The 19,181-nt window shown below is 67.4% G+C and carries 21 protein-coding genes; 13 read left to right on the forward strand and 8 right to left on the reverse strand.

Annotation, left to right across the window (positions count from 1 at the left end):
• Positions 1 to 18 precede the first annotated feature (18 nt).
• Genes pgl through zwf form a run of 3 tightly spaced genes read right to left on the reverse strand, consistent with a single transcriptional unit; the run spans position 19 to position 3,178 of the window.
• Positions 19 to 741: a 6-phosphogluconolactonase gene (gene pgl / locus NSQ78_RS08685; protein WP_049468757.1), complete on the reverse strand. Its 723-nt coding sequence runs from the start codon at positions 739 to 741 to the stop codon at positions 19 to 21.
• Positions 738 to 1,745, reverse strand: a complete 1,008-nt coding sequence (gene glk / locus NSQ78_RS08690) for a glucokinase (protein WP_049468755.1) — start codon at positions 1,743 to 1,745, stop codon at positions 738 to 740. Before glk ends, pgl begins: the two co-directional genes overlap by 4 nt.
• Complete coding sequence (gene zwf, locus NSQ78_RS08695) at positions 1,742 to 3,178, reverse strand: glucose-6-phosphate dehydrogenase (RefSeq protein ID WP_049468754.1); 1,437 nt, start codon at positions 3,176 to 3,178, stop codon at positions 1,742 to 1,744. Before zwf ends, glk begins: the two co-directional genes overlap by 4 nt.
• 352 nt (positions 3,179 to 3,530) lie before the next feature.
• On the opposite strand from zwf, the gene ugpC reads away from it, so the two are divergent.
• Complete coding sequence (gene ugpC, locus NSQ78_RS08700) at positions 3,531 to 4,613, forward strand: sn-glycerol-3-phosphate ABC transporter ATP-binding protein UgpC (protein ID WP_049468752.1); 1,083 nt, start codon at positions 3,531 to 3,533, stop codon at positions 4,611 to 4,613.
• A gap of 105 nt (positions 4,614 to 4,718) precedes the next feature.
• On the opposite strand, the gene NSQ78_RS08705 is transcribed toward ugpC, so the two are convergent.
• Positions 4,719 to 5,591, reverse strand: a complete 873-nt coding sequence (locus tag NSQ78_RS08705) for a folate-binding protein YgfZ (RefSeq protein ID WP_053463389.1) — start codon at positions 5,589 to 5,591, stop codon at positions 4,719 to 4,721.
• A 39-nt stretch (positions 5,592 to 5,630) separates the two neighbouring features.
• On the opposite strand from NSQ78_RS08705, the gene NSQ78_RS08710 reads away from it, so the two are divergent.
• From NSQ78_RS08710 to NSQ78_RS08755, 10 genes are all read left to right on the forward strand, one after another.
• On the forward strand, positions 5,631 to 5,801 hold the full coding sequence (locus NSQ78_RS08710; protein WP_005409075.1) for a DUF1674 domain-containing protein: 171 nt from the start codon (positions 5,631 to 5,633) through the stop codon (positions 5,799 to 5,801).
• Positions 5,802 to 5,857: 56 nt separating this feature from the next.
• Positions 5,858 to 6,250: a succinate dehydrogenase, cytochrome b556 subunit gene (gene sdhC / locus NSQ78_RS08715; protein ID WP_005416132.1), complete on the forward strand. Its 393-nt coding sequence runs from the start codon at positions 5,858 to 5,860 to the stop codon at positions 6,248 to 6,250.
• Positions 6,247 to 6,633 (forward strand): succinate dehydrogenase, hydrophobic membrane anchor protein, encoded by a 387-nt coding sequence (sdhD, locus tag NSQ78_RS08720; RefSeq protein ID WP_005409077.1) that lies wholly within the window; start codon positions 6,247 to 6,249, stop codon positions 6,631 to 6,633. The genes sdhC and sdhD overlap by 4 nt, the downstream gene beginning before the upstream one ends.
• Before the next feature lie 31 nt (positions 6,634 to 6,664).
• Positions 6,665 to 8,455, forward strand: a complete 1,791-nt coding sequence (sdhA, locus tag NSQ78_RS08725; protein ID WP_053463388.1) for a succinate dehydrogenase flavoprotein subunit — start codon at positions 6,665 to 6,667, stop codon at positions 8,453 to 8,455.
• A gap of 66 nt (positions 8,456 to 8,521) precedes the next feature.
• Positions 8,522 to 9,307, forward strand: coding sequence for a succinate dehydrogenase iron-sulfur subunit (locus tag NSQ78_RS08730; protein ID WP_005409079.1), 786 nt, complete (start codon positions 8,522 to 8,524; stop codon positions 9,305 to 9,307).
• A gap of 98 nt (positions 9,308 to 9,405) precedes the next feature.
• Complete coding sequence (locus NSQ78_RS08735; protein WP_004153155.1) at positions 9,406 to 9,654, forward strand: succinate dehydrogenase assembly factor 2; 249 nt, start codon at positions 9,406 to 9,408, stop codon at positions 9,652 to 9,654.
• Positions 9,605 to 10,054 (forward strand): hypothetical protein, encoded by a 450-nt coding sequence (locus NSQ78_RS08740; RefSeq protein ID WP_064238176.1) that lies wholly within the window; start codon positions 9,605 to 9,607, stop codon positions 10,052 to 10,054. The genes NSQ78_RS08735 and NSQ78_RS08740 overlap by 50 nt, the downstream gene beginning before the upstream one ends.
• A 23-nt stretch (positions 10,055 to 10,077) precedes the next feature.
• Entirely contained in the window at positions 10,078 to 11,319 is a 1,242-nt protein-coding gene (locus NSQ78_RS08745) for a lipoprotein-releasing ABC transporter permease subunit (RefSeq protein ID WP_049468740.1), read from the forward strand.
• A complete protein-coding gene (gene lolD, locus NSQ78_RS08750) occupies positions 11,312 to 12,025 on the forward strand; it encodes a lipoprotein-releasing ABC transporter ATP-binding protein LolD (protein WP_049407617.1) in 714 nt (237 codons plus the stop codon). Before NSQ78_RS08745 ends, lolD begins: the two co-directional genes overlap by 8 nt.
• A 107-nt stretch (positions 12,026 to 12,132) precedes the next feature.
• Positions 12,133 to 12,582, forward strand: a complete 450-nt coding sequence (locus tag NSQ78_RS08755; protein ID WP_049468738.1) for a DUF6491 family protein — start codon at positions 12,133 to 12,135, stop codon at positions 12,580 to 12,582.
• A 74-nt stretch (positions 12,583 to 12,656) separates the two neighbouring features.
• Here the strand turns inward: NSQ78_RS08755 and NSQ78_RS08760 are convergent, their stop codons facing one another.
• From NSQ78_RS08760 to ftsY, 3 genes are all read right to left on the reverse strand, one after another.
• The gene (locus NSQ78_RS08760) at positions 12,657 to 12,926 is read right to left on the reverse strand and encodes an oxidative damage protection protein (protein ID WP_053506281.1); all 270 of its coding nucleotides are present in this window, start codon (positions 12,924 to 12,926) and stop codon (positions 12,657 to 12,659) included.
• Between the two features lie 5 nt (positions 12,927 to 12,931).
• Positions 12,932 to 14,056, reverse strand: coding sequence for an A/G-specific adenine glycosylase (gene mutY / locus NSQ78_RS08765; RefSeq protein ID WP_049468736.1), 1,125 nt, complete (start codon positions 14,054 to 14,056; stop codon positions 12,932 to 12,934).
• Positions 14,057 to 14,138: 82 nt separating this feature from the next.
• Positions 14,139 to 15,437, reverse strand: coding sequence for a signal recognition particle-docking protein FtsY (gene ftsY / locus NSQ78_RS08770; protein WP_064238178.1), 1,299 nt, complete (start codon positions 15,435 to 15,437; stop codon positions 14,139 to 14,141).
• Positions 15,438 to 15,566: 129 nt separating this feature from the next.
• Here ftsY and NSQ78_RS08775 point away from each other — a divergent pair, with 129 nt between their 5' ends.
• Positions 15,567 to 15,866, forward strand: coding sequence for a hypothetical protein (locus NSQ78_RS08775; RefSeq protein WP_064238180.1), 300 nt, complete (start codon positions 15,567 to 15,569; stop codon positions 15,864 to 15,866).
• A 180-nt stretch (positions 15,867 to 16,046) separates the two neighbouring features.
• Here NSQ78_RS08775 and htpG read toward each other — a convergent pair whose 3' ends face one another.
• Complete coding sequence (gene htpG, locus NSQ78_RS08780) at positions 16,047 to 17,936, reverse strand: molecular chaperone HtpG (protein ID WP_149902119.1); 1,890 nt, start codon at positions 17,934 to 17,936, stop codon at positions 16,047 to 16,049.
• A 646-nt stretch (positions 17,937 to 18,582) separates the two neighbouring features.
• On the opposite strand from htpG, the gene rsmD reads away from it, so the two are divergent.
• Positions 18,583 to 19,161: a 16S rRNA (guanine(966)-N(2))-methyltransferase RsmD gene (gene rsmD / locus NSQ78_RS08785; RefSeq protein ID WP_064238184.1), complete on the forward strand. Its 579-nt coding sequence runs from the start codon at positions 18,583 to 18,585 to the stop codon at positions 19,159 to 19,161.
• Positions 19,162 to 19,181: the final 20 nt, after the last annotated feature.

Raw genomic sequence — 19,181 nt, forward strand, 5'->3', positions numbered from 1 at the left:
AGGACACCGCCGCCGACGTCAATCAGCCCAGTGGACGCGCAGGCGCGCGCCGTCCAGGTTGATCGCATTGAGGATCGGGTACTGCTGGGCGTCGTTGCTGTCCAGCGCCTGGCGCAGCACCTGCAGCTTCTGCTTGCCGCGCAGCAGCAGCAGGCGCTGGCGGCACTGGCGCAGGCCATGCGGGGTCAGGGTGATGCGCAGCGGCCACTGGTTCGCCCCGGGGCAGCCGGTGGCGTCCAGCGCGGCATAGGGCAGGGTGCTTTCCAGTGCGCGGGCCAGGTCCTTCGAGCCCGGGAACAGCGAGGCGGTGTGGCCGTCGTTGCCCATGCCCAGTGCCACCAGGCTCGGCGGCTGGCTGTGCTGGGCCTGCAGGTTGGCGGTGTATACGCATTCGGGCAGCGGCTTGCCGATCCGCACCAGCGGATCGAAGTGGGCGCCCTCGGCACGCTTGAGCAGGTTTTCGCGCACCAGCCAGGCGTTGCTGTCGCGATCCTGTGGCGACAGCCAGCGCTCGTCGGCCAGGCTCACTTCCACCCGGTCCCAGTGCACGTCCAGCTCGGCCAGCGCCTGGTAGACCGGCGCCGGCGTGGTGCCGCCGGACAGCAGGATGCGGGCGCGCCCCACCTCGTTGATGTCGTGGTTGAGCGTCTGCGCCATCTCGGCGGCCACCGCCTCGATCCAGCCATCGGCATCGCCGTGCGGGATGAACTCGATGCGGTCGTCGTGGAGGGTAGGGGTCATGCGGCAACTCCTGGTGCGTCACGTTCGGCGTCGGCGGCATAGGCAGCGGCGCCCAGCAACCCGGCATGCGGATGCATCACGGCCAGCGAAGGAACCCGCGCCATGATGGAAGAGAACCGACCCTTGTGCTCGAAGCGCTGGCGGAAGCCGGAGTGCTGCAGCGAATCGAGCATCTTCGGGGTCAGGCCGCCGGTCAGGAACACGCCATCCCACGCACCCTGGGTCAACACCAGGTCGCCGGCGATGGCACCGAACACGGCACAGAACACATCCACGGTGCGCATGGCCTGGGGATCACCGTGCAGGGCGCGGGCGGTTACGTCCACCGGCTGCAGCTGGCCGGGGTCGATGCCGGCCATCTCGCACACCGCGCGATGGATGTTGACCAGGCCGGGGCCACAGATCAGGCGCTCGTTGGAGACGCGGCCGAACTGCTCGGACAGGATCTCCAGGATGCGGATCTCTTCCGGGGTTCCCGGCGGGAAGCTGACATGGCCGCCTTCGGTTTCCAGCGGATAGCAACGGCCGTGGCGCATGATCAGGCCGCCGACGCCGAGCCCGGTACCGGGCCCGATCACCGCGTAGTTGCGTGGCTGGCCGGGCTTGCCCGGTACCCAGGCAGCCCCGCCGACCTGGACCACGTCGTCGGGCTGAAGCAGCGAAATCGCCATCGCCTGCGCGGCGAAATCGTTGATCAGGTGCAGCTCGTCGAAACCGAGCATCGCGGCGGTACGGCTGCGCGAGATCACCCACGGATGGTTGGTGATGCGCGCTTCGTCACCATCGACGCGCCCGGCCACGGCGAACACGCCGCGGCTTGCGCTGGCGCCGATCTGTTCCAGGTGGTGGCGCGCCGCGTCACCGAGCGATGGGAACTCCGCCACCGCGTATTCGCGGATGCTGTCCTTCCGCAGCGGCGCGTCCTGCGAGGTGTCGGCCAGGGCGAAGCGGGCGTTGGTGCCGCCGATGTCGGCAACCAGCACCGGCTGCGAGGTGGCACTCATGCCGACGCTCCACTGTCCGGCGCGTCCACGCCCTGCGGCAGGAACTCGCCCGCATTGCTCGGGCCCCACTGGCCGGCGGGATAGGGTTCCAGCGGCAGCTTGGCCTCCTTCCAGGCGTCGGCGACGCTGTCGATCCACGCCCACGCCGCCCGAACTTCGTCGTCGCGCACGAACAGCGTGTGGTTGCCGTTGAAGGCATCCAGGAACAGGCGTTCGTAGGCGATGCGGCGGTGCAGGCCGGTCGGCACCGACAGTTCCAGTTCCAGCGGATGCAGTTCCAGCGCGCCCCATTCCGGGCCGGCCAGGCTGCTCATCAGGCCCAGTTCGATGTTCTCCTGCGGCTGCAGCTGGAACACCAGGCGGTTCGGTGCGGCCTGCGCGCGCTGCGGGCGCTCGAACAGCCAGTGGGTGACCGGCTTCAGCGTGACCACCACGCGGGTGGTGCGCTCGGGCAGGCGCTTGCCGGTGACCAGGTGGAACGGCACGCCGCTCCAGCGCCAGTTGTCGATGTGCGCGGTGACGCCGGCGAAGGTTTCCACGTCGCTGCCTTCCGGCGGCTGGTAGGCCTGCGCCGGCTGGCCGTTGATGGTGCCGGCGGTGTAGCGGCCGCGGATGCTGTCACGCGCGGCGTGCCTGGCATCGAGCGGGCGCAGGGCGCGCAGCACCTTGACCTTCTCGTCGCGGATGCGGTCGGCTTCCAGCGAGGCGGGTGGTTCCATCGCGACCATGCACAGCAGCTGCAGGATGTGGCTCTGCACCATGTCGCGCAGCGCGCCGGAGCGCGCGTAGTACGCGTCACGGCCGTCCACGCCCTCGCTCTCGGCCACCAGGATGTGCACCGATTCGATGTAGTTGCGGTTCCACACCGCTTCCAGCAGCGTGTTGCCGAAGCGCAGTGCGATCAGGTTCTGCACCGCGGCCTTGCCCAGGTAGTGGTCGAGGCGGAACACGCGGTCCTCGTCGATCCACTGGCCGATGGTGCTGATGATCTCCTCGGCGCTCTCGCTGTCGCTGCCGATCGGCTTCTCCAGCATCAGCCGTGCCGGCGCGGCGAGCGCGCCGCCCTTGGCCAGGCCTTCGCAGGTGGAGATGTACAGGCCCGGCGGAATGGCCAGGTAGCTGACGCACTTGCGGTGCACCAGGTCGGCGACCGCGGCGGCGACCGAGTCGACGTCGCGCAGGTCCACCGAGCGGTAGTCGATGCGGCGCAGCAGGGCGCCGATGTCGTCCTGCGTGGCCATCGGCATGGCCTGCTGCAGTCGCGGCCGCAGGATGTCATGGAAGGCTTCGGTGTCATGCCCGGACAGGGCCAGCGCACGGATGCGGAAGTCCTCCGGCAGCAGGCCGTCGCCAAGCAGGCGAAGCAGCGAAGGGAACAGGTAGCGCTGGGCCAGATCACCTGTGGCACCGAACAGGAAGAGGGTGTCGTGCATCGCTCGAGTTTCAGATCCGGGTGACATCGTTGTCAATCGCTTCATGGCTGGGTTCGGGGGACATCCGCGCAACTGCCTGTCCGAGGTTCGTCGGGCGCGTTCTCCGGTGCACTGGAAGACCGTTCCATTCGAAACCACCACCTCGGCGGAACCTTCGTTCAACCGCCGACGCAGATCGGTGCGCACCGATCATCGGATAGTGCCACGTGAAAACGTTTACATGGCAGAATGGGCAACTGTATTCGATTGCAGTGCTCGCCGTCATGCGGCAAGCGCGCAATCATCACTGCCATCGGGAGGGCCGAGGCAGTCCCAAAAGACAGCCCGGCTTCGGGCGGACCGGATAGGTGATATGGCAAAAGTGCAGTTGCAGGGTGTGCGCAAGGTCTATGACAACGGCCAGGTCGCGGTGAAGGACGCCACCTTCGAGGTCGCCGATGGCGAACTGATGGTGCTGGTCGGTCCGTCCGGCTGTGGCAAGTCGACGCTGCTGCGGATGGTGGCCGGCCTGGAAGAGATCAGCGGTGGCACGCTGACCATCGGCGATCGCGTGGTCAACGACGTGGCGCCGAAGGATCGCGACATCGCCATGGTGTTCCAGAGCTACGCGCTGTACCCGCACATGACCGTGGCCGAGAACCTGGCCTTCGGCCTGAAGCTGCGCGGACATGACAAGGCGACCATCGACAGGCGCATTGCCGAGGCGGCGCAGACGCTGGGCCTGACCGAGATGATGGACAAGCTGCCCAAGGCGATGTCCGGTGGCCAGCGCCAGCGTGTGGCGCTGGGTCGTGCGCTGGTGCGCGAGCCGGCGGTGTTCCTGCTCGACGAGCCGCTGTCCAACCTCGATGCCAAGCTGCGCCACAGCGTGCGCACCGAAATCGCGCAGCTGCACCGCAAGCTGGGCACCACCATGATCTACGTGACCCACGACCAGGTCGAGGCGATGACCCTGGGCCAGCGCATCGTGGTGCTGAAGGACGGCATCATCCAGCAGATCGATACGCCGATGGCGCTGTACGACCGCCCGGCCAACCTGTTCGTGGCCGGTTTCCTTGGCAGCCCGGCGATGAACGTGCTGCGCGGCACGCTGCAGGGCGATGCCGGCGGCGTGACCGTGGTCGACGGCGAATGGCGCGCGCCGCTGGGACAGGCCACGATCGATCCAGCGTGGCTGCAGAAGCCGATCGCGGTGGGTGTGCGCCCGGAGCACCTGCAGCCTGCTGCTGCCGATGACGCGCACGCGTTCATCGCGCGCATTGAAGGCATCGAACCGGTCGGCAACGAGATCTTCGTCAACATGAGCAGTGGCCAGCACGCGCTGACCATGCGCGTGGCGCCGCAGTCGCTGCCGGGCGTGGGCGAAGACATCCGGGTGGCCATCCACCCGCAGGGCCTGCATTTCTTCAACGCGGAAACCGGCGAGCGCCTGTAAGGGGTAGTGCCGGCCGCTGGCCGGCAACCTCAACCCCCATGGTTGCCGGCCAGCGGCCGGCACTACCATTCCTGCACTCACCCGTGCAGGTCCCTGACGACTGCTTCAGCGGGCCAGGCCATCCAGCAACGGTACGCGCTGCGCAATGGCATCACCCACCTGCAGCTCGGCGTCGCCAGCCTCCAGTGGCAGCACCGCCAGGGCCAGTTCGCCGGCTACGCTGGCAATCGTGCCGAGGGCCGCGCCGTCCTGCTGCACGCCATCGCCCGCCTGTGCCGGGGCCGCGGTATGCAGCAGCTGCACTGCACGCTTGGCCTTGCCGAGGAAATGGGTGCGGGCGACGATTTCCTGCCCCGGGTAGCAGCCCTTCTTCACGCTGTAGCCGTTCAGCCGGTCCAGCCCGAGCTGCTGCGGGGTCCACACTTCGCGCTGGCTGTGTTCCAGCCGCGGCAGGCCGTAGCGCAGGTCGGCCTGGCGCCAGGCCAGGGCAAAGGCGGCCTCGTCGGCGTCGCCGCCGGTGGAGAAGGCATCAGCGGCGGCAATGCGCAGCGTGCGCGGCAGGGCGTCGCTGCCCAGGTCCAGTTCCCAGCCATCACCGGCGTGCGCGATCGCAGCGCCGCTGGCGGCCTCGGGCGCGGTGAACGCACCGGCCACTGCCAGGTCGCCGCGCGGCAGCACCTTCAGCTTGCGCCGGAACACGAAGCGCTGCAGTTGCGACGCAATCGCATCGGCATCGCCGTCGGCCAGCACCAGCATCACGTGATCGTCGGCCAGCCGGAGCAGCTGGAACACCGCCAGGGTGCGGCCCTTGGCACTCAGCCAGGCGCTCCACTGCCAGTGCAGCAGGGGCAGGGCAGTCACATCGCTGCTGAACTGGGCGTGGGCGAAGACGGCCGCATCCGGGCCCTGCAGGCTCAGCAGCTGGTGGCCGGGCAGGCGCGGATATCCGACGAAAGCAGGGGGCAGGTTGTCAGGCACGTGAACGAGGTCTAAAATTTGTGCGTTGCGAGACCGAACATGATAGGCCAAACAACCCCCACTCCCGACGACGAATCTGAAGCCCCGCTGGTCCCTGCGGCACCCGTGCCCGTGGAACAGGAAAAGGCGGAGGAATTCGGCGGCCGCGGCGGACTTGATCCGGTGCGGTATGGCGATTGGGAGAAAAACGGACGCTGCATCGATTTCTGATCAGCATTGAGCCAACGCGGCCGAGTGCCGCCCAGCCGAGACAACGAGCCCAGCGAATGGCGACCAGACAACGCCCACTTTCCCCGCACCTTCAGGTGTATCGCTGGCAGATTCAGATGGCCACCTCGATCCTGCATCGAGCCACTGGCATCTTTCTGTCTGTTGGTGCCCTCATCATCGCTGCCGGCCTGCTGGCCCTGATGATGGGGCCCGAGTCCTGGAACTGCTTCACCGGCCATGCCGGGGCCTGGTATGGCCGCGTGTTCCTGTTCGCGTGGACATGGTCGTTCGCCTATCACCTGTGCAATGGCATCCGCCACGTCGTGCAGGACTTCGCCATTGGTTTCAGCATCCCCGCCTTCATCCGCAGCAGCTGGCTGTCGGTCATCGGCAGCCTGGTGATTACCCTGCTGGTGTGGGCCTATGTGATGTTCGGAGGTGCCGCGTGAGCAAGTTCCGTACCCCGTTGAAGAACGTGCGCGGCCTGGGCTCGGCCAAGACCGGCACCGAGCACTTCGTGCACCAGCGCCTGACCGCCGCCGCACTGGTGGTGCTGGGCATCTGGTTCCTGGTCTTCGTGCTGGGCCTGCTCGGCTCGGACTACGCGACCGCCGCCGCCGCCGTGGCCAAGCCGTGGAACGCGGTGCCGCTGATCGGCCTGCTGATCGCCATGTTCTGGCACGCGCAGCTCGGCATGCAGGTCGTGCTGGAAGACTACATCCACGAATCGCTGCTGGCCCTGGTGCTGCAGACCGCAGTGAAGTTCGTCGCCGTGCTCGGCATGATCGTCAGTGTGTTTGCGGTGGGCCGCATCGCCCTCGGCGTTGCCTGAGCCCAGGCACCTACACAGGAATCCAGATTAGATGTCCGCTTACAAGATCACCGAACACAAGTACGACATGGTCGTGGTCGGCGCCGGCGGTGCCGGCCTGCGCGCCACGTTCGGCCTGGCCGCCAAGGGCCTGCAGACCGTGTGCCTGACCAAGGTCTTCCCGACCCGTTCGCACACCGTTGCCGCCCAGGGCGGTATTTCGGCCGCACTCGGCAACATGGGCGAGGACGACTGGCGCTACCACTTCTTCGACACCATCAAGGGGTCGGACTGGCTGGGCGACCAGGACGCCATCGAGTACATGTGCCGTGAGGCCATCCCGGCCATCATCGAACTCGAACACTACGGCGTGCCGTTCTCGCGCACTGCCGAAGGCAAGATCTACCAGCGCCCGTTCGGTGGCATGACCACCAAGTACGGCGAAGGCCCGGCGGCGCAGCGTACCTGCGCGGCGGCCGACCGTACCGGCCACGCGATGCTGCACACGCTGTACCAGCAGTCGCTGAAGCACGACGCGCGCTTCATGATCGAGTACTTCGCGCTCGACCTGATCTTCGACGAGGAAGGCGCCTGCCGCGGCGTGCTGGCCCTGGACATGTCCGACGGCACCCTGCACCTGTTCCGCGCCCAGGGCGTGGTGCTGGCCACCGGTGGTTACGGCCGTGCGTACTTCAGCGCCACCTCCGCGCACACCTGCACCGGCGACGGTGGCGGCCTGGCCATGCGTGCCGGCATCGCCATGCAGGACATGGAGTTCGTGCAGTTCCACCCGACCGGCATCTACGGCGCCGGCTGCCTGATCACCGAGGGTGTCCGCGGTGAAGGCGGCATCCTGCGCAACAGCAGCGGCGAGCGCTTCATGGAGCGCTACGCACCGCATTACAAGGACCTGGCGTCGCGCGACGTGGTCAGCCGTTCGATGACCATCGAGATCCGCGAAGGCCGCGGCGTCGGCGAGCACAAGGACCACATCCTGCTCGACCTGACCCACCTGGGCCCGGGCGTGATCGACGAGAAGCTGCCGGGCATTGCCGAAAGCGCCCGCATCTTCGCCGGCGTCGACGTGCACAAGCAGCCGATCCCGGTCATCCCGACCGTGCACTACAACATGGGCGGCATCCCGACCAACTACCACGGTGAAGTGGTGCAGAAGGTCGGTGACAACGACAACGCGGTCGTGCCGGGCCTGTACGCCATCGGCGAAGCGGCCTGCGTGTCCGTGCACGGTGCCAACCGCCTGGGCTCGAACTCGCTGCTGGACCTGGTGGTGTTCGGTCGTGCGGTGGCCAACCGCTGCGCCGAGACCATCAAGCCGGGCGCATCGCACAAGCCGCTGCCGGCCGATGCCTGCGACAAGGCGCTGGGCCTGCTGGACAAGCTGCGCCACGCCAACGGCGATACCCCGACCTCGGTCATCCGCGATCGCATGCAGCGCACCATGCAGGCCGACGCGGCGGTCTTCCGCACCAGCCAGACGCTGAAGGAAGGCTGCGAGAAGATGGACAAGATCTTCGACTCGTTCCAGGACGTGAAGGTCTCCGACCGTTCGCTGGTGTGGAATTCGGACCTGATCGAGACCTACGAGCTGAACAACCTGCTGCTCAACGCGGTGGCGACGATCAACTCGGCCGAACAGCGCAAGGAAAGCCGTGGTGCGCATGCGCACGAGGACTATCCGGACCGCGACGACGTCAACTGGCAGAAGCACACCCTGGTCAGCGTCGACGAGAAGGGCAAGTGCAGCTTCGACTACCGTCCGGTGCACATGTACACGTTGACCGACGACGTGTCCGTGGTGCCGCCGAAGCCGCGCGTGTACTGATCCGACCCCGCCTACCATGCAATCCGCGCCCACGGGCGCGGGCCGCCTGAGCCAACGAGAGCAGCCATGGCCGAGTTTTCACTTCCCAAGAATTCCAAGATCACGAAGGGCAAGCACTTCCCCGTCAAGAACGGCGGCAAGAACGTGCGCACCTTCAAGATCTACCGCTGGAGTCCGGACGACGACAGCAACCCGCGCACCGATACCTATGAAGTCGATCTGGATGCCTGTGGCCCGATGGTCCTGGACGCCCTGATCAAGATCAAGAACGAGATCGACCCGACCCTGACCTTCCGCCGCTCGTGCCGCGAGGGTATCTGTGGTTCGTGCGCGATGAACATCGACGGCACCAACACCCTGGCCTGCACCCGAGCCATCTCGGACTGTGGCAAGAAGGAAGTGCCGATCTACCCGCTGCCGCACATGAACGTGGTCAAGGACCTGGTTCCGGACCTGACCCATTTCTACGCGCAGTACGCGTCGATCAAGCCGTGGATCCGTACCCAGACCCCGGCACCGCCGGACCGCGAGCGCCTGCAGTCGCCGGAAGACCGCAAGAAGCTGGACGGCCTGTACGAGTGCATCCTGTGCGCCTGCTGCTCGACCAGCTGCCCGAGCTACTGGTGGAACGGCGAGCGTTACCTGGGCCCGGCGATCCTGCTGCAGGCCTACCGCTGGATCATCGACTCGCGTGATGAGGACACCGGTGCGCGCCTGGACGATCTGGAAGACCCGTTCAAGCTGTACCGCTGCCACACCATCATGAACTGCGCCCGGACCTGCCCGAAGGGCCTGAACCCGGCGCTGGCGATCGCCGAGATCAAGAAGCTGATGATGGAACGCCGCGCCTGATCAGGCCCGGCGGTATCTGGTAGAGCCACGCGACGCGTGGCTGTGCCACCCCAGTAGAGCCACGCCATGCGTGGCTTTGCTGTATCTGGAGAAACACGATGGAAGAAGATGTTCTGCTGAAGAAGCTGCGCTGGCGCTGCCGACGCGGCATGCGCGAACTGGACCAGCTGTTCGGCCGCTACCTGGACCGGGAGTGGAGCACTGCGCCCACCGAAGAACGCGAAGTTTTCCTGTTCCTGCTCGACTGCGAGGACGATAAGTTGTGGCGCTGGTTCATGGGCTACGAGGCCTGCCCGCATGCGCACGCGATCCCCCTCATGCAGAAGATCCTCGCCCTCAAGCCTTGAGTGGCGCCCCTCGCGGCTGCAGGCCGCCGCCCAGCTGGCGGTGTTGCTGGCCGCGCCCTGGCTGCTGCGCGCATCGGACCTGCCGCCGCGGCTGCTGATCCCCGCCGTTTTGCTGGCGTGGGGCGTGGGCCTGGCCGAACTGGCCTGGCGCCAGCGCAGGCCGCGCGTGCAGGTGCTTCTTCCGCCGCTTCCCGAGCCACTGCAGGTGGCCGGGCAGGGCATCGATGCGCCGCGGCTGATCGTGCGCGGCCCCTGGCTGTTGTTGCTCTGGCGTGAGGGCGGCAGGCGCCAGCGGCTGTTGTTCTGGCCCGATGTGCTCGATTCCGGGCAGCGACGTGAACTGCGACTGGCCGTGGCCGCACGCAGCGTTTCCCGTCGGGCCCGGTCAATGGCACCATAAGCTGAATTGACCGGCGTGCCTGCATGTTCAAACCCATTCCCGTGGCCATCGGCCTGCGCTACCTGCGCGCCAAGCGCCGCAACGGCTTCATCTCCTTCATCTCGATGGCATCGATCCTGGGCATCGCGCTCGGCGTGACGGTGCTGATCACCACGCTGGCGGTGATGAGCGGATTCCAGAAGGAAATCCGCAGCCGCCTGCTGCAGATGACCGCGCACACCACCATCAGCCGCGACGGCGAGCCGATGCCGGACTGGATGCGCGTGGTCGACGTGGCCCGCAAGGATCCGCGCGTGGCCGGTGCCGCGCCTTACATCGAGATCCAGTCGATGATCAGCGGCCCGCGCGTGCAGGGTGCGATCATCCAGGGCATCGATCCGGCGTTGGAGCCGAAGGTATCGGTGATCGACAAGAAGGTCACCAAGGGCAGCTATGCCAGCCTGACGCCGGGCAGCTTCAACCTGCTGCTGGGCAAGGAACTGGCGATCTGGCTCGGCGTCGATGTCGGTGACCAGGTGCTGGTGACATTTGCCGAAGTGCAGGGCACGCCTGCCGGTGCGGTGCCACGGATGAAACGCTTCACCGTCAGTGGCATCTTCGAGGCCGGCTACAACGAGGTCGACCGGGGCGTCGGCTTCGCCAACATGCAGGACCTGGAGCGCGTGCTGCGCAGCGACGGTGCCACCGGCGTGCGGTTGAAACTGCACGACATGGACCGTTCGCTGGAAGTGGGCGTGGACCTGGCGCAGAGCCTGGGGGGGGCCTACCGCGTGAGTGACTGGACCCAGCAGAACGCCAACCTCTACCACTCGCTGCGCATGGAGAAGGTGGTGATGGGCATCCTGCTGTCGCTGATCATCGCCATGGGGGCCTTCAACCTGGTGTCCTCGCAGGTGATGCTGGTGACCGACAAGCAGGCCGACATCGCCATCCTGCGCACCCTCGGCCTGACCCCGGGCGGGGTGATGCAGGTGTTCATGGTGCAGGGTTCGCTGATCGGCATCTTCGGCACGCTGGCCGGGCTGATCGGCGGCATCACGCTGACTCTCAACCTGGAGCGCATCCTGGGCGCCATCGAGCGCGTGTTCAACGTCAAGCTGTTGCCGGAGGATGTGTACTACATCACCGGCCTGCCGACCGACATGCAGACCGGCGACGTGGTGGCGATCACCGTGGTCGCGCTGCTGATGAGCTTCCTGGCCACCCTGTATCCCGCCTGGCGGGCAGCACGCACCCAGCCGGCGGAGGCCCTGCGTTATGAATAAGGTCTTCAACCGTGGCGATGAAGTGATCCGCGCCGAAGCACTGGGCAAGACCTACGCCGAAGGGCGCATGCAGACCCCGGTGTTCGATGGCCTGGACCTGACCGTGACCGCCGGCGAGACGGTGGCGATCATCGGTGCCTCCGGTGCCGGCAAAAGCACGCTGCTGCACCTGCTGGGCGGGCTGGATGTTCCGACCGCAGGCGAGGTCTACGTGACCGGCCAGCGCATGTCGGCGCTGTCGGATACCGCGCGCGGCCTGCTGCGCAACCAGGCGCTGGGCTTCGTCTACCAGTTCCACCACCTGTTGCCGGAATTCACTGCGCTGGAAAACGTGATGATGCCGGTGCTGCTGGCCGGCACCGCCGTGGCCGAAGCGAGCAGCCGGGCCACCACGCTGCTGGAAGCGGTCGGCCTCGGCCATCGCCTGGACCACAAGCCCGGCGAGCTGTCCGGCGGCGAACGCCAGCGTGCCGCAGTGGCCCGTGCGCTGGTCAATCATCCGGCCTGCGTGCTCGGCGACGAGCCGACCGGCAATCTGGATGACCGCACCGCGGGCACCGTGTTCGAGCTGATGCTGGAACTCAACCGTGCCCGTCACACCAGCCTGGTGCTGGTCACCCACGACCGCAGCCTTGCGCGGCGGCTGGACCGGGTGCTGGAGCTGCGCGAAGGCCGCCTGCACGCGCTCGCCCACGCCGACGTCTGAGCGCCCGGCAACGGCCGCCTCCCGGTGCCTGAACGGGTGTACCTGCCATCGCGCCGGCCGCACGTCGGCCGGCGCATGATCGCGGCAGGTTCCCCGAGGAGATCGCCATGAAGACCCCGCTCCTGATTGCCGGACTCTGTCTGGCGCTGGCCGCCTGTGCGACCACCGGCCGGCTCAGCAGCACCGAAAAGCTCGGCCTGTACCGCGCCCATGCTGGCGCGCCACAGAATGACATGCCGTTCTTCGGCAGCCTCAATGGCTGGACCGAACTGGGTGACAGCGCGCTGGCGGTGTGGACCCGGCCGAGCGAGGCCTACCTGCTGGAACTGAGCGGCCCGTGCCCGGACCTGCCCTACGCCACGGCCATCGGGCTCACCAGCAGCATGGGCCGCGTATCGTCGCGCTTCGACAAGGTCCTGGTGCGTGACCCGACCGGTGGCCCGCGCATGCCGTGCTTCATCCACAGCATCCGCAAGCTGGATGTGAAGGCGCTGCGTGCCTCCGAGCAGGAGCTGCGCCAGGCGCAGGTGCAGGAGCGCGAGGAAAATACGAACTAGCGCGGTAGTGCCGGCCGCTGGCCGGCAACTTGGCATCTGCGCGATGCCGGCCAGCGGCCGGCACTACCTGTGGGTCAGGCTTCCGGAACGAAGCCGGCCGGCTTTTCCGCGTCCTTCTCGAACAGGAACTTGACCAGTTCGCGTTCAAGGAACGCACGATGTTCCGGCGTCCGCGGCGACAGCCGGTTTTCGTTGATCAGCATGGTCTGGTGCGCAAGCCACGCGGCCCACGCCTGCTTGCCGATGTTGTTGAAGATGCGCTGGCCCAGTTCGCCGGGGTAGGGCACGAAGTCCAGGCCCTCGGCATCGCGTTGTTCGTACTGGCAGAAGACGGTTCGGGGCATGGCACTCACTCGTGGTTGCGGGGTTTCTTGGAATTTCGTTTCGGCGTCCTGATCGTGGCACCGTCGAGCAGCTTGCGGATCGGTGCTGGCAGGCCCAGCGAAGGCAGTTCGTCGGCGGCGACCCAGCGCAGCGTGGGTTCTTCCACGCGCAGGCCGTCTACCTGCCGTGACAGTACCTGCAGGTGCAGCCGGTAGTGGCTGAAGGTGTGCTGCAGCACCGGCAGCGCCTCGGCGTCTTCCAGCGAACCTTCCACGTGCGCATCGAACCAGTCCTGCAGCACGCTGCCGGCCTCGGCCTGCGGCAGCGTCCACAGCTGCGCCCAGATGCCGGTGTCCGGTCGCTTCTGCAGCAGTACGCGCTGCTGGGCGTCGCGCAGCAGCAGGGCCACCGCTTCGCGCTCGGGCAGCGTTTTGCCCGGCTTGGGCGTGGGCAGTTCAGCGGTGCGGCCCTCGCGCCGCGCCACGCACGCGTCCTGCAGTGGGCAGATCACGCAGGCCGGCTTGGCGCGGCTGCACACCGTCGCGCCCAGATCCATCTGCGCCTGGGTGTAATCGGCCATGCGCCCGGCCGGCACCTGTGCCACGTGCGCCTCGGCGATTGCCCATAGCTGCTTCTCGATGGCCGGCAGGCCCGGGAAGCCGTCGATGCCGTGGTAGCGGCTGAGCACGCGCTTGACGTTGCCGTCGAGGATCGCGAACGGGTCGTTCCAGGCCTGGCTGAGGATGGCGCCGGCAGTGCTGCGACCGATGCCGGGCAGCGCGTGCAGCGCGTCGAAATCGCGCGGCAGGTCGCCGTCGTGCAGTTCCACGCAGCGCTTGGCGGCGGCATGCAGGTTGCGTGCGCGGGCGTAGTAGCCAAGCCCTGCCCACTGCGCCATCACCGCGTCATTGCTGGCGGCGGCGAGGTCGGGCAAGGCCGGGAAGTGCTGCAGGAACCGCAGGAAGTACGGGATGACCGTGGCCACCTGGGTCTGCTGCAGCATGATCTCCGACAGCCAGACCCGGTAGGGACTGCGCGGATGCTGCCAGGGCAGGTCGTGGCGGCCGTGGTCGTCGAACCAGTGCAGCAGGCGGGCGACGAAGTCGTCGGTGTGCGGGGATCCGGCGCTGGCGTGCGGCTGGCGGGGCATGCGTGTTCCAGAGAGGCAGCCACCCATGGGGTGGCGCTACCAGATATCAGTAGCGCCACGTCATGCGTGGCGGCGCGGTGTATCAGGCGCCCAGCGCTTCGGGCAGCAGGGCATCGACGAACGCTTCCGGGTCGAACACGCGCAGGTCTTCCGGGCGCTCGCCGATGCCGGCAAAGCGGATCGGAATGCCGAACTCGCGGGCCAGCGCGAACACCACGCCGCCCTTGGCGGTGCCGTCCAGCTTGGTCACCACCAGGCCGGTCACGTTCACTGCGGCATTGAACTGGCGCAGCTGCGACAGCGCGTTCTGGCCGGTGGTGCCGTCGATCACCATCAGCACTTCGTGCGGTGCGGTGGGGTCGATCTTGCCGAGCACGCGGCGGATCTTGCCCAGCTCATTCATCAGGCCGGACTGGGTGTGCAGGCGGCCGGCGGTGTCGGCGATCAGCACCGAGGTGCCGCGCGCCTTGCCGGCCTGCAGCGCGTCGAACGCCACCGACGCGGCATCGGCGTTCTGCCCCTGCGCGACCACGGCCACGCCATTGCGCTCGCCCCAGGCCTGCAGCTGGGCCACGGCAGCGGCACGGAAGGTATCGCCGGCGGCCAGCATCAGGCTGTGGCCGTCGTCCTTGAAGCGCTTGGCCAGCTTGCCGATGGTGGTGGTCTTGCCGACGCCATTGACGCCGACGGTCAGCACCACGAAGGGTTTGGCAGCACGGTCGATCACCAGCGGCTTGGCCACCGGCTGCAGGATCGCGATCAGCTCGGCGCGCAGCGCAGCCAGCAGCGCATTGGCGTCGGCGAACTCGCGCGACTTCATGCGCTTGCGCAGCCCTTCCACCAGGTCGGTGGTGGCACCTACGCCGACGTCGGCGGTGATCAGTGCGGTCTCCAGCTCGTCCAGCAGGTCGTCGTCGAGCTTGGGATTGCGCGAGAACAGGCCGCCGAAGCTGCGCGCGATGACGCTGTTGCGCAGGCGTTCGCGCCAGCCGGGCTTGCCGGCTGGGGCGGGCGGGGCATCGACCAGCGCCGGCAGATCGGCGGCCGGGGCGGCCGGCTCCGCGGCCGGAACGACCGGAGCCAGCGGGGCCAGCACGGCGGCGGCGGCCAGCGCTTCGGCCTGGACATCCTCGGCCGCGAGGACCGGTTGCGCAGCCGGCACGGCGGGCACTTCGGTGACCGACGCCTGTACCGCGACGGGGGCCGGTTCCGGCACGGGTACCGGTGCTACGGCTTCGGCCACCGCAGTGGTGGGCGCGTCTTCGGCCGGGGCGGCTGACGGGAACGCCGCCGCCAGCTCTTCAGCCGAGTAGTGCTGGGTCTTGGGCGCGTCCGGTGCGGCGGCGTCCTGGGGCTTCTTGCGGCGGAAAAAACTGAGCATTGGCAAAAGGCGCTGAAATCAGGGGGATATGCTACCACTCGGGCCTGTCGGGCCGATGTGGACTCAAGGTCGCGGCGTGCCGGCCGTTAACCGGTCAGGAGGGCTGCGGCGTGCGGCCCGGAGACCGACATGGACAACGTGATGGGAACCGCTCTGGGTGGCATGCGCGCGGCCCAGCAGGGCATGCAGGTGGCCACGCACAACGTGGCCAACCTGGCCACCCCCGATGCGCAGCGCCTGCAGTTGCAGCGCAATGCGGTGGCGCAGGGCGGGGTGGCGACGGCGGTGACCACCACCGCCCCCGATCCGGGCGCCCCCCTGGGCGATCTGCTGGCGGCCAAGGCCGAAGTAGTGGCCTTCGCCGCCAATGCCGCGGTCATCCGCCGCCAGGACCAGATGCTGGGTTCGCTGCTGGATCGCAAGGTTTGATCAGCCCGTCTCGGTAGGCGCCAACTGCCGCGCCTGGTGGGTGCCAACCTTGGTTGGCACGCTCGACCCACCTCGGTAGGTGCCAACCATGGTTGGCACGCCTTTTGGGCGCCAACCAAGGTTGGCCGCTACCAGAGCATCGCCGGGTAGGCCGGGCCATGCCCGGCGCCACCCTGTCGGTCAGGCCGACAGTTCCAGCAGCAGCTTGTTCAGGCGGGCCACATAGGCACCCGGGTCCTTCAGGCTGTCACCGGCGGCCAGCGCGGCCTGGTCGAACAGCACCCGGCCGAGGTCGTCGAAGCGCGCGCCATCGGCTTCGGCGTCGAGCTTGGCGATCAGCGGGTGGCCCGGGTTGATCTCCAGCACCGGCCTGCTTTCCGGCACCTTCTGCCCGCTGGCTTCGAGGATCTGGCGCATCTGCAGGCCCAGGTCCTGTTCGCCGATGGCCAGCACCGCGGGCGAATCGGTCAGGCGGTGCGAAACCCGCACTTCGGCCACCTCATCGCCGAGCACCGTCTTCAGGCGCTCGACCAGGCCCTGCTTTTCCTTCGCCGCTGCTTCCTGCTGCTGCTTGTCGGCTTCGCTTTCGAGTGCGCCCAGGTCGAGGTCGCCACGTGCGATGTCGACGAAGCCCTTGCCTTCGAAATCGGTCAGGTAGCCCATCAACCATTCGTCGATGCGGTCGGTCAGCAGCAGCACTTCCACGCCCTTCTTGCGGAAGACTTCCAGGTGCGGGCTGTTGCGCACCTGGCTGTAGCTCTCGCCGGTGAGGTAGTAGATCTTGTCCTGGCCTTCGGTCATGCGGCCGAGGTAATCGGCCAGCGACACCGTCTGCGCATCGCCGTCGCCTCGGGTGGAGGCGAAGCGCAGCAGCCCGGCCACCTTCTCGCGGTTGTTGTAGTCCTCGGCCGGGCCTTCCTTCAGCACCTGGCCGAATTCCTTCCAGAACGTGGCGTACTGCTCGGGCTTGTCGGTGGCCAGCTTCTCCAGCATGTCCAGCGAACGCTTGGTCAGCGCCGATTTCATCGAATCGATGACCGGGCCGGACTGCAGGATTTCGCGCGAGACGTTCAGCGACAGGTCGTTGGAATCGACAACGCCCTTGATGAAGCGCAGGTACAGCGGCAGGAACTGTTCGGCCTGGTCCATCACGAACACGCGCTGCACGTACAGTTTCAGGCCCTTGGGGGCATCGCGGTGATAGAGGTCGAACGGCGCACGCCCGGGCACGTACAGCAGCGAGGTGTACTCCAGCTTGCCTTCGACCTTGTTGTGGCTCCACGCCAACGGGTCGCTGTGGTCGTGCGCCACGTGCTTGTAGAACTCGGTGTATTCGGCGTCGCTGATCTCCGTGCGCGGACGGGTCCAGAGTGCGCTGGCGCGGTTGACGGTCTCCCACTCGACGGCGGCGCCCTCTTCGCTTTCCTTCGGCATCTGGATCGGCAGGCCGATGTGGTCCGAGTACTTCTTGAGGATGCTGCGCAGGCGCCAGCCGTCGGCGAAGTCGTGCTCGCCGTCTTTCAGGTGCAGCACGATGCGGGTGCCGCGCTCGGGCTTGTCGACGGTGGCCACCTCGAAATCGCCTTCGCCGCGCGAGGTCCAGCGCACGCCTTCGCCGGCAGGCAGCCCGGCGCGGCGCGAGGTCACTTCCACTTCGTCGGCAACGATGAAGGCGCTGTAGAAGCCGACGCCGAACTGGCCGATCAGCTGCGAATCCTTCTTCTGGTCGCCGGACAGCTGGCGCAGGAAGTCGCCGGTGCCGGACTTGGCGATCGTGCCCAGGTGGGTAATGGCCTCGGCGCGGCTCATGCCGATGCCGTTGTCTTCGATGGTGATGGTGTGGGCGGTGGGATCGAAGCTGACGCGCACGCGCAGCTCGCTGTCGCCTTCCAGCAGGGCCGGCTGGGTCAGGGCCTCGAAGCGCAGCTTGTCGGCGGCGTCGGCGGCATTGGAGACCAGCTCGCGCAGGAAGATCTCCTTGTTGGAGTACAGCGAGTGGATCATCAGCTGCAGCAGCTGCTTGACTTCGGTCTGGAAGCCAAGGGTTTCGGTCTGGGTCGTCTCGGTCATCGATAAGGCTCCGTTTGCAATGCCGCGCCAGCGCGTGCGGCCTCGCCAAGGGGTAGGGGTGATTGTCCCGAAATCAAGGGGTTGGTCGGCAGGGCTTGCAGCCCTGCACCTGCAGAGGCCGATGCAACAGCAACAGCAACAGCGGGCTATCCGTGGGATGGCGGGGCGGTGTGGGTTGGCAGAACACGCCGTGAACCCATCCATGGGGGCTCGATGGCGCCATCCATGGCGCCAACGGTCCTGCCAACCCACACCGCCCCGCCTCTGACAGGTTCACTCGGCTGTTGGTAGGTGTCGACCTTGGTCGACACATCTGTCAGATATCGAAATAAATCTGGGGTCAGATCCGTTTTCCGCAGGAAAACGGATCTGACCCCAAGAGTTGTTCCGACAGATCGCAGGAAACTGTCGAAGGCGGGGTGGGTCAGGTTGTGGGGGTGTCCGCGGCATGGATGCCGCGGCCAAGCCCCCATGGACGGGTTTACGGCGTCCCCCACAACCTGGCCCACCCCGCCTACCCACAGGAAACCAGCTTTTGCCGTTGCTCTGGCTGTTGCTTCGGCCTCTGCGGGTGCCGGGCAAAGCCCGGCCGAACTACAATCCCGCTCATGCTGAATTTCTCGAATACCTCCCGCCGGGGGCGCCGATGAGCGGCCGTGGGGGCAACGACGGCCAGGTCCGCATCATCGGCGGGCGCTGGCGCAACACCCGCCTACCGGTGCCGACCCTGCCAGGCCTTCGGCCCAGCAGCGACCGCGTGCGCGAGACCCTGTTCAACTGGTTGATGCCCAAGCTGGGTGGTGCGCGGGTGCTGGACCTGTTCGCCGGCAGCGGTGCGCTCGGCCTGGAGGCGGTCTCGCGTGGCGCCGCCCACGCCACCCTGGTCGAGCGCGATGCGCAGCTGGGACGCAACCTGGCCGCCGCCGTGGCCAAGCTGCAGGCCGTGGACCAGATCACTGTCGTGCAGGCCGACGCCCTGCGCTGGCTGCAGGGCGCGCCGGCGCAGCAGGCCGACCTGGTGTTCATCGACCCGCCGTTTGCCGATGGCCTGTGGCAGGACGTACTGGCCCAGCTGCCGCGGCACCTGGCCGCCGATGCCTGGCTGTACCTGGAATCGCCGGCCGGCCACGTGCCGGTGCTGCCGCCGGACTGGCTGCTGCACCGGGAGGGCGGCACCCGCGAGGTGCGCTTTGCCCTGTACCGCCGCGCCACTGCTACACTTTGACCTCATCTGAACATCTGCTA

It is taken from the genome of Stenotrophomonas sp. FSL W7-1447 (genome assembly GCF_037966425.1).
GTDB classification, from domain to species: Bacteria; Pseudomonadota; Gammaproteobacteria; order Xanthomonadales; family Xanthomonadaceae; genus Stenotrophomonas; species Stenotrophomonas pavanii.

Coding starts and splice junctions, on each gene's coding strand:
- lolD (WP_049407617.1), top strand. CDS start 11,312: ATGAATAAGGTCTTCAACCGTGGCGATGAAGTGATCCGCGCCGAAGCA.
- sdhA (WP_053463388.1), top strand. CDS start 6,665: ATGTCCGCTTACAAGATCACCGAACACAAGTACGACATGGTCGTGGTC.
- NSQ78_RS08740 (WP_064238176.1), top strand. CDS start 9,605: ATGCGCACGCGATCCCCCTCATGCAGAAGATCCTCGCCCTCAAGCCTT.
- NSQ78_RS08745 (WP_049468740.1), top strand. CDS start 10,078: ATGTTCAAACCCATTCCCGTGGCCATCGGCCTGCGCTACCTGCGCGCC.
- sdhC (WP_005416132.1), top strand. CDS start 5,858: ATGGCGACCAGACAACGCCCACTTTCCCCGCACCTTCAGGTGTATCGC.
- ugpC (WP_049468752.1), top strand. CDS start 3,531: ATGGCAAAAGTGCAGTTGCAGGGTGTGCGCAAGGTCTATGACAACGGC.
- NSQ78_RS08730 (WP_005409079.1), top strand. CDS start 8,522: ATGGCCGAGTTTTCACTTCCCAAGAATTCCAAGATCACGAAGGGCAAG.
- NSQ78_RS08775 (WP_064238180.1), top strand. CDS start 15,567: ATGGACAACGTGATGGGAACCGCTCTGGGTGGCATGCGCGCGGCCCAG.
- NSQ78_RS08755 (WP_049468738.1), top strand. CDS start 12,133: ATGAAGACCCCGCTCCTGATTGCCGGACTCTGTCTGGCGCTGGCCGCC.
- pgl (WP_049468757.1), bottom strand. CDS start 741: ATGACCCCTACCCTCCACGACGACCGCATCGAGTTCATCCCGCACGGC.
- rsmD (WP_064238184.1), top strand. CDS start 18,583: ATGAGCGGCCGTGGGGGCAACGACGGCCAGGTCCGCATCATCGGCGGG.
- NSQ78_RS08760 (WP_053506281.1), bottom strand. CDS start 12,926: ATGCCCCGAACCGTCTTCTGCCAGTACGAACAACGCGATGCCGAGGGC.
- ftsY (WP_064238178.1), bottom strand. CDS start 15,437: ATGCTCAGTTTTTTCCGCCGCAAGAAGCCCCAGGACGCCGCCGCACCG.
- mutY (WP_049468736.1), bottom strand. CDS start 14,056: ATGCCCCGCCAGCCGCACGCCAGCGCCGGATCCCCGCACACCGACGAC.
- NSQ78_RS08710 (WP_005409075.1), top strand. CDS start 5,631: ATGATAGGCCAAACAACCCCCACTCCCGACGACGAATCTGAAGCCCCG.
- zwf (WP_049468754.1), bottom strand. CDS start 3,178: ATGCACGACACCCTCTTCCTGTTCGGTGCCACAGGTGATCTGGCCCAG.
- glk (WP_049468755.1), bottom strand. CDS start 1,745: ATGAGTGCCACCTCGCAGCCGGTGCTGGTTGCCGACATCGGCGGCACC.
- htpG (WP_149902119.1), bottom strand. CDS start 17,936: ATGACCGAGACGACCCAGACCGAAACCCTTGGCTTCCAGACCGAAGTC.
- NSQ78_RS08735 (WP_004153155.1), top strand. CDS start 9,406: ATGGAAGAAGATGTTCTGCTGAAGAAGCTGCGCTGGCGCTGCCGACGC.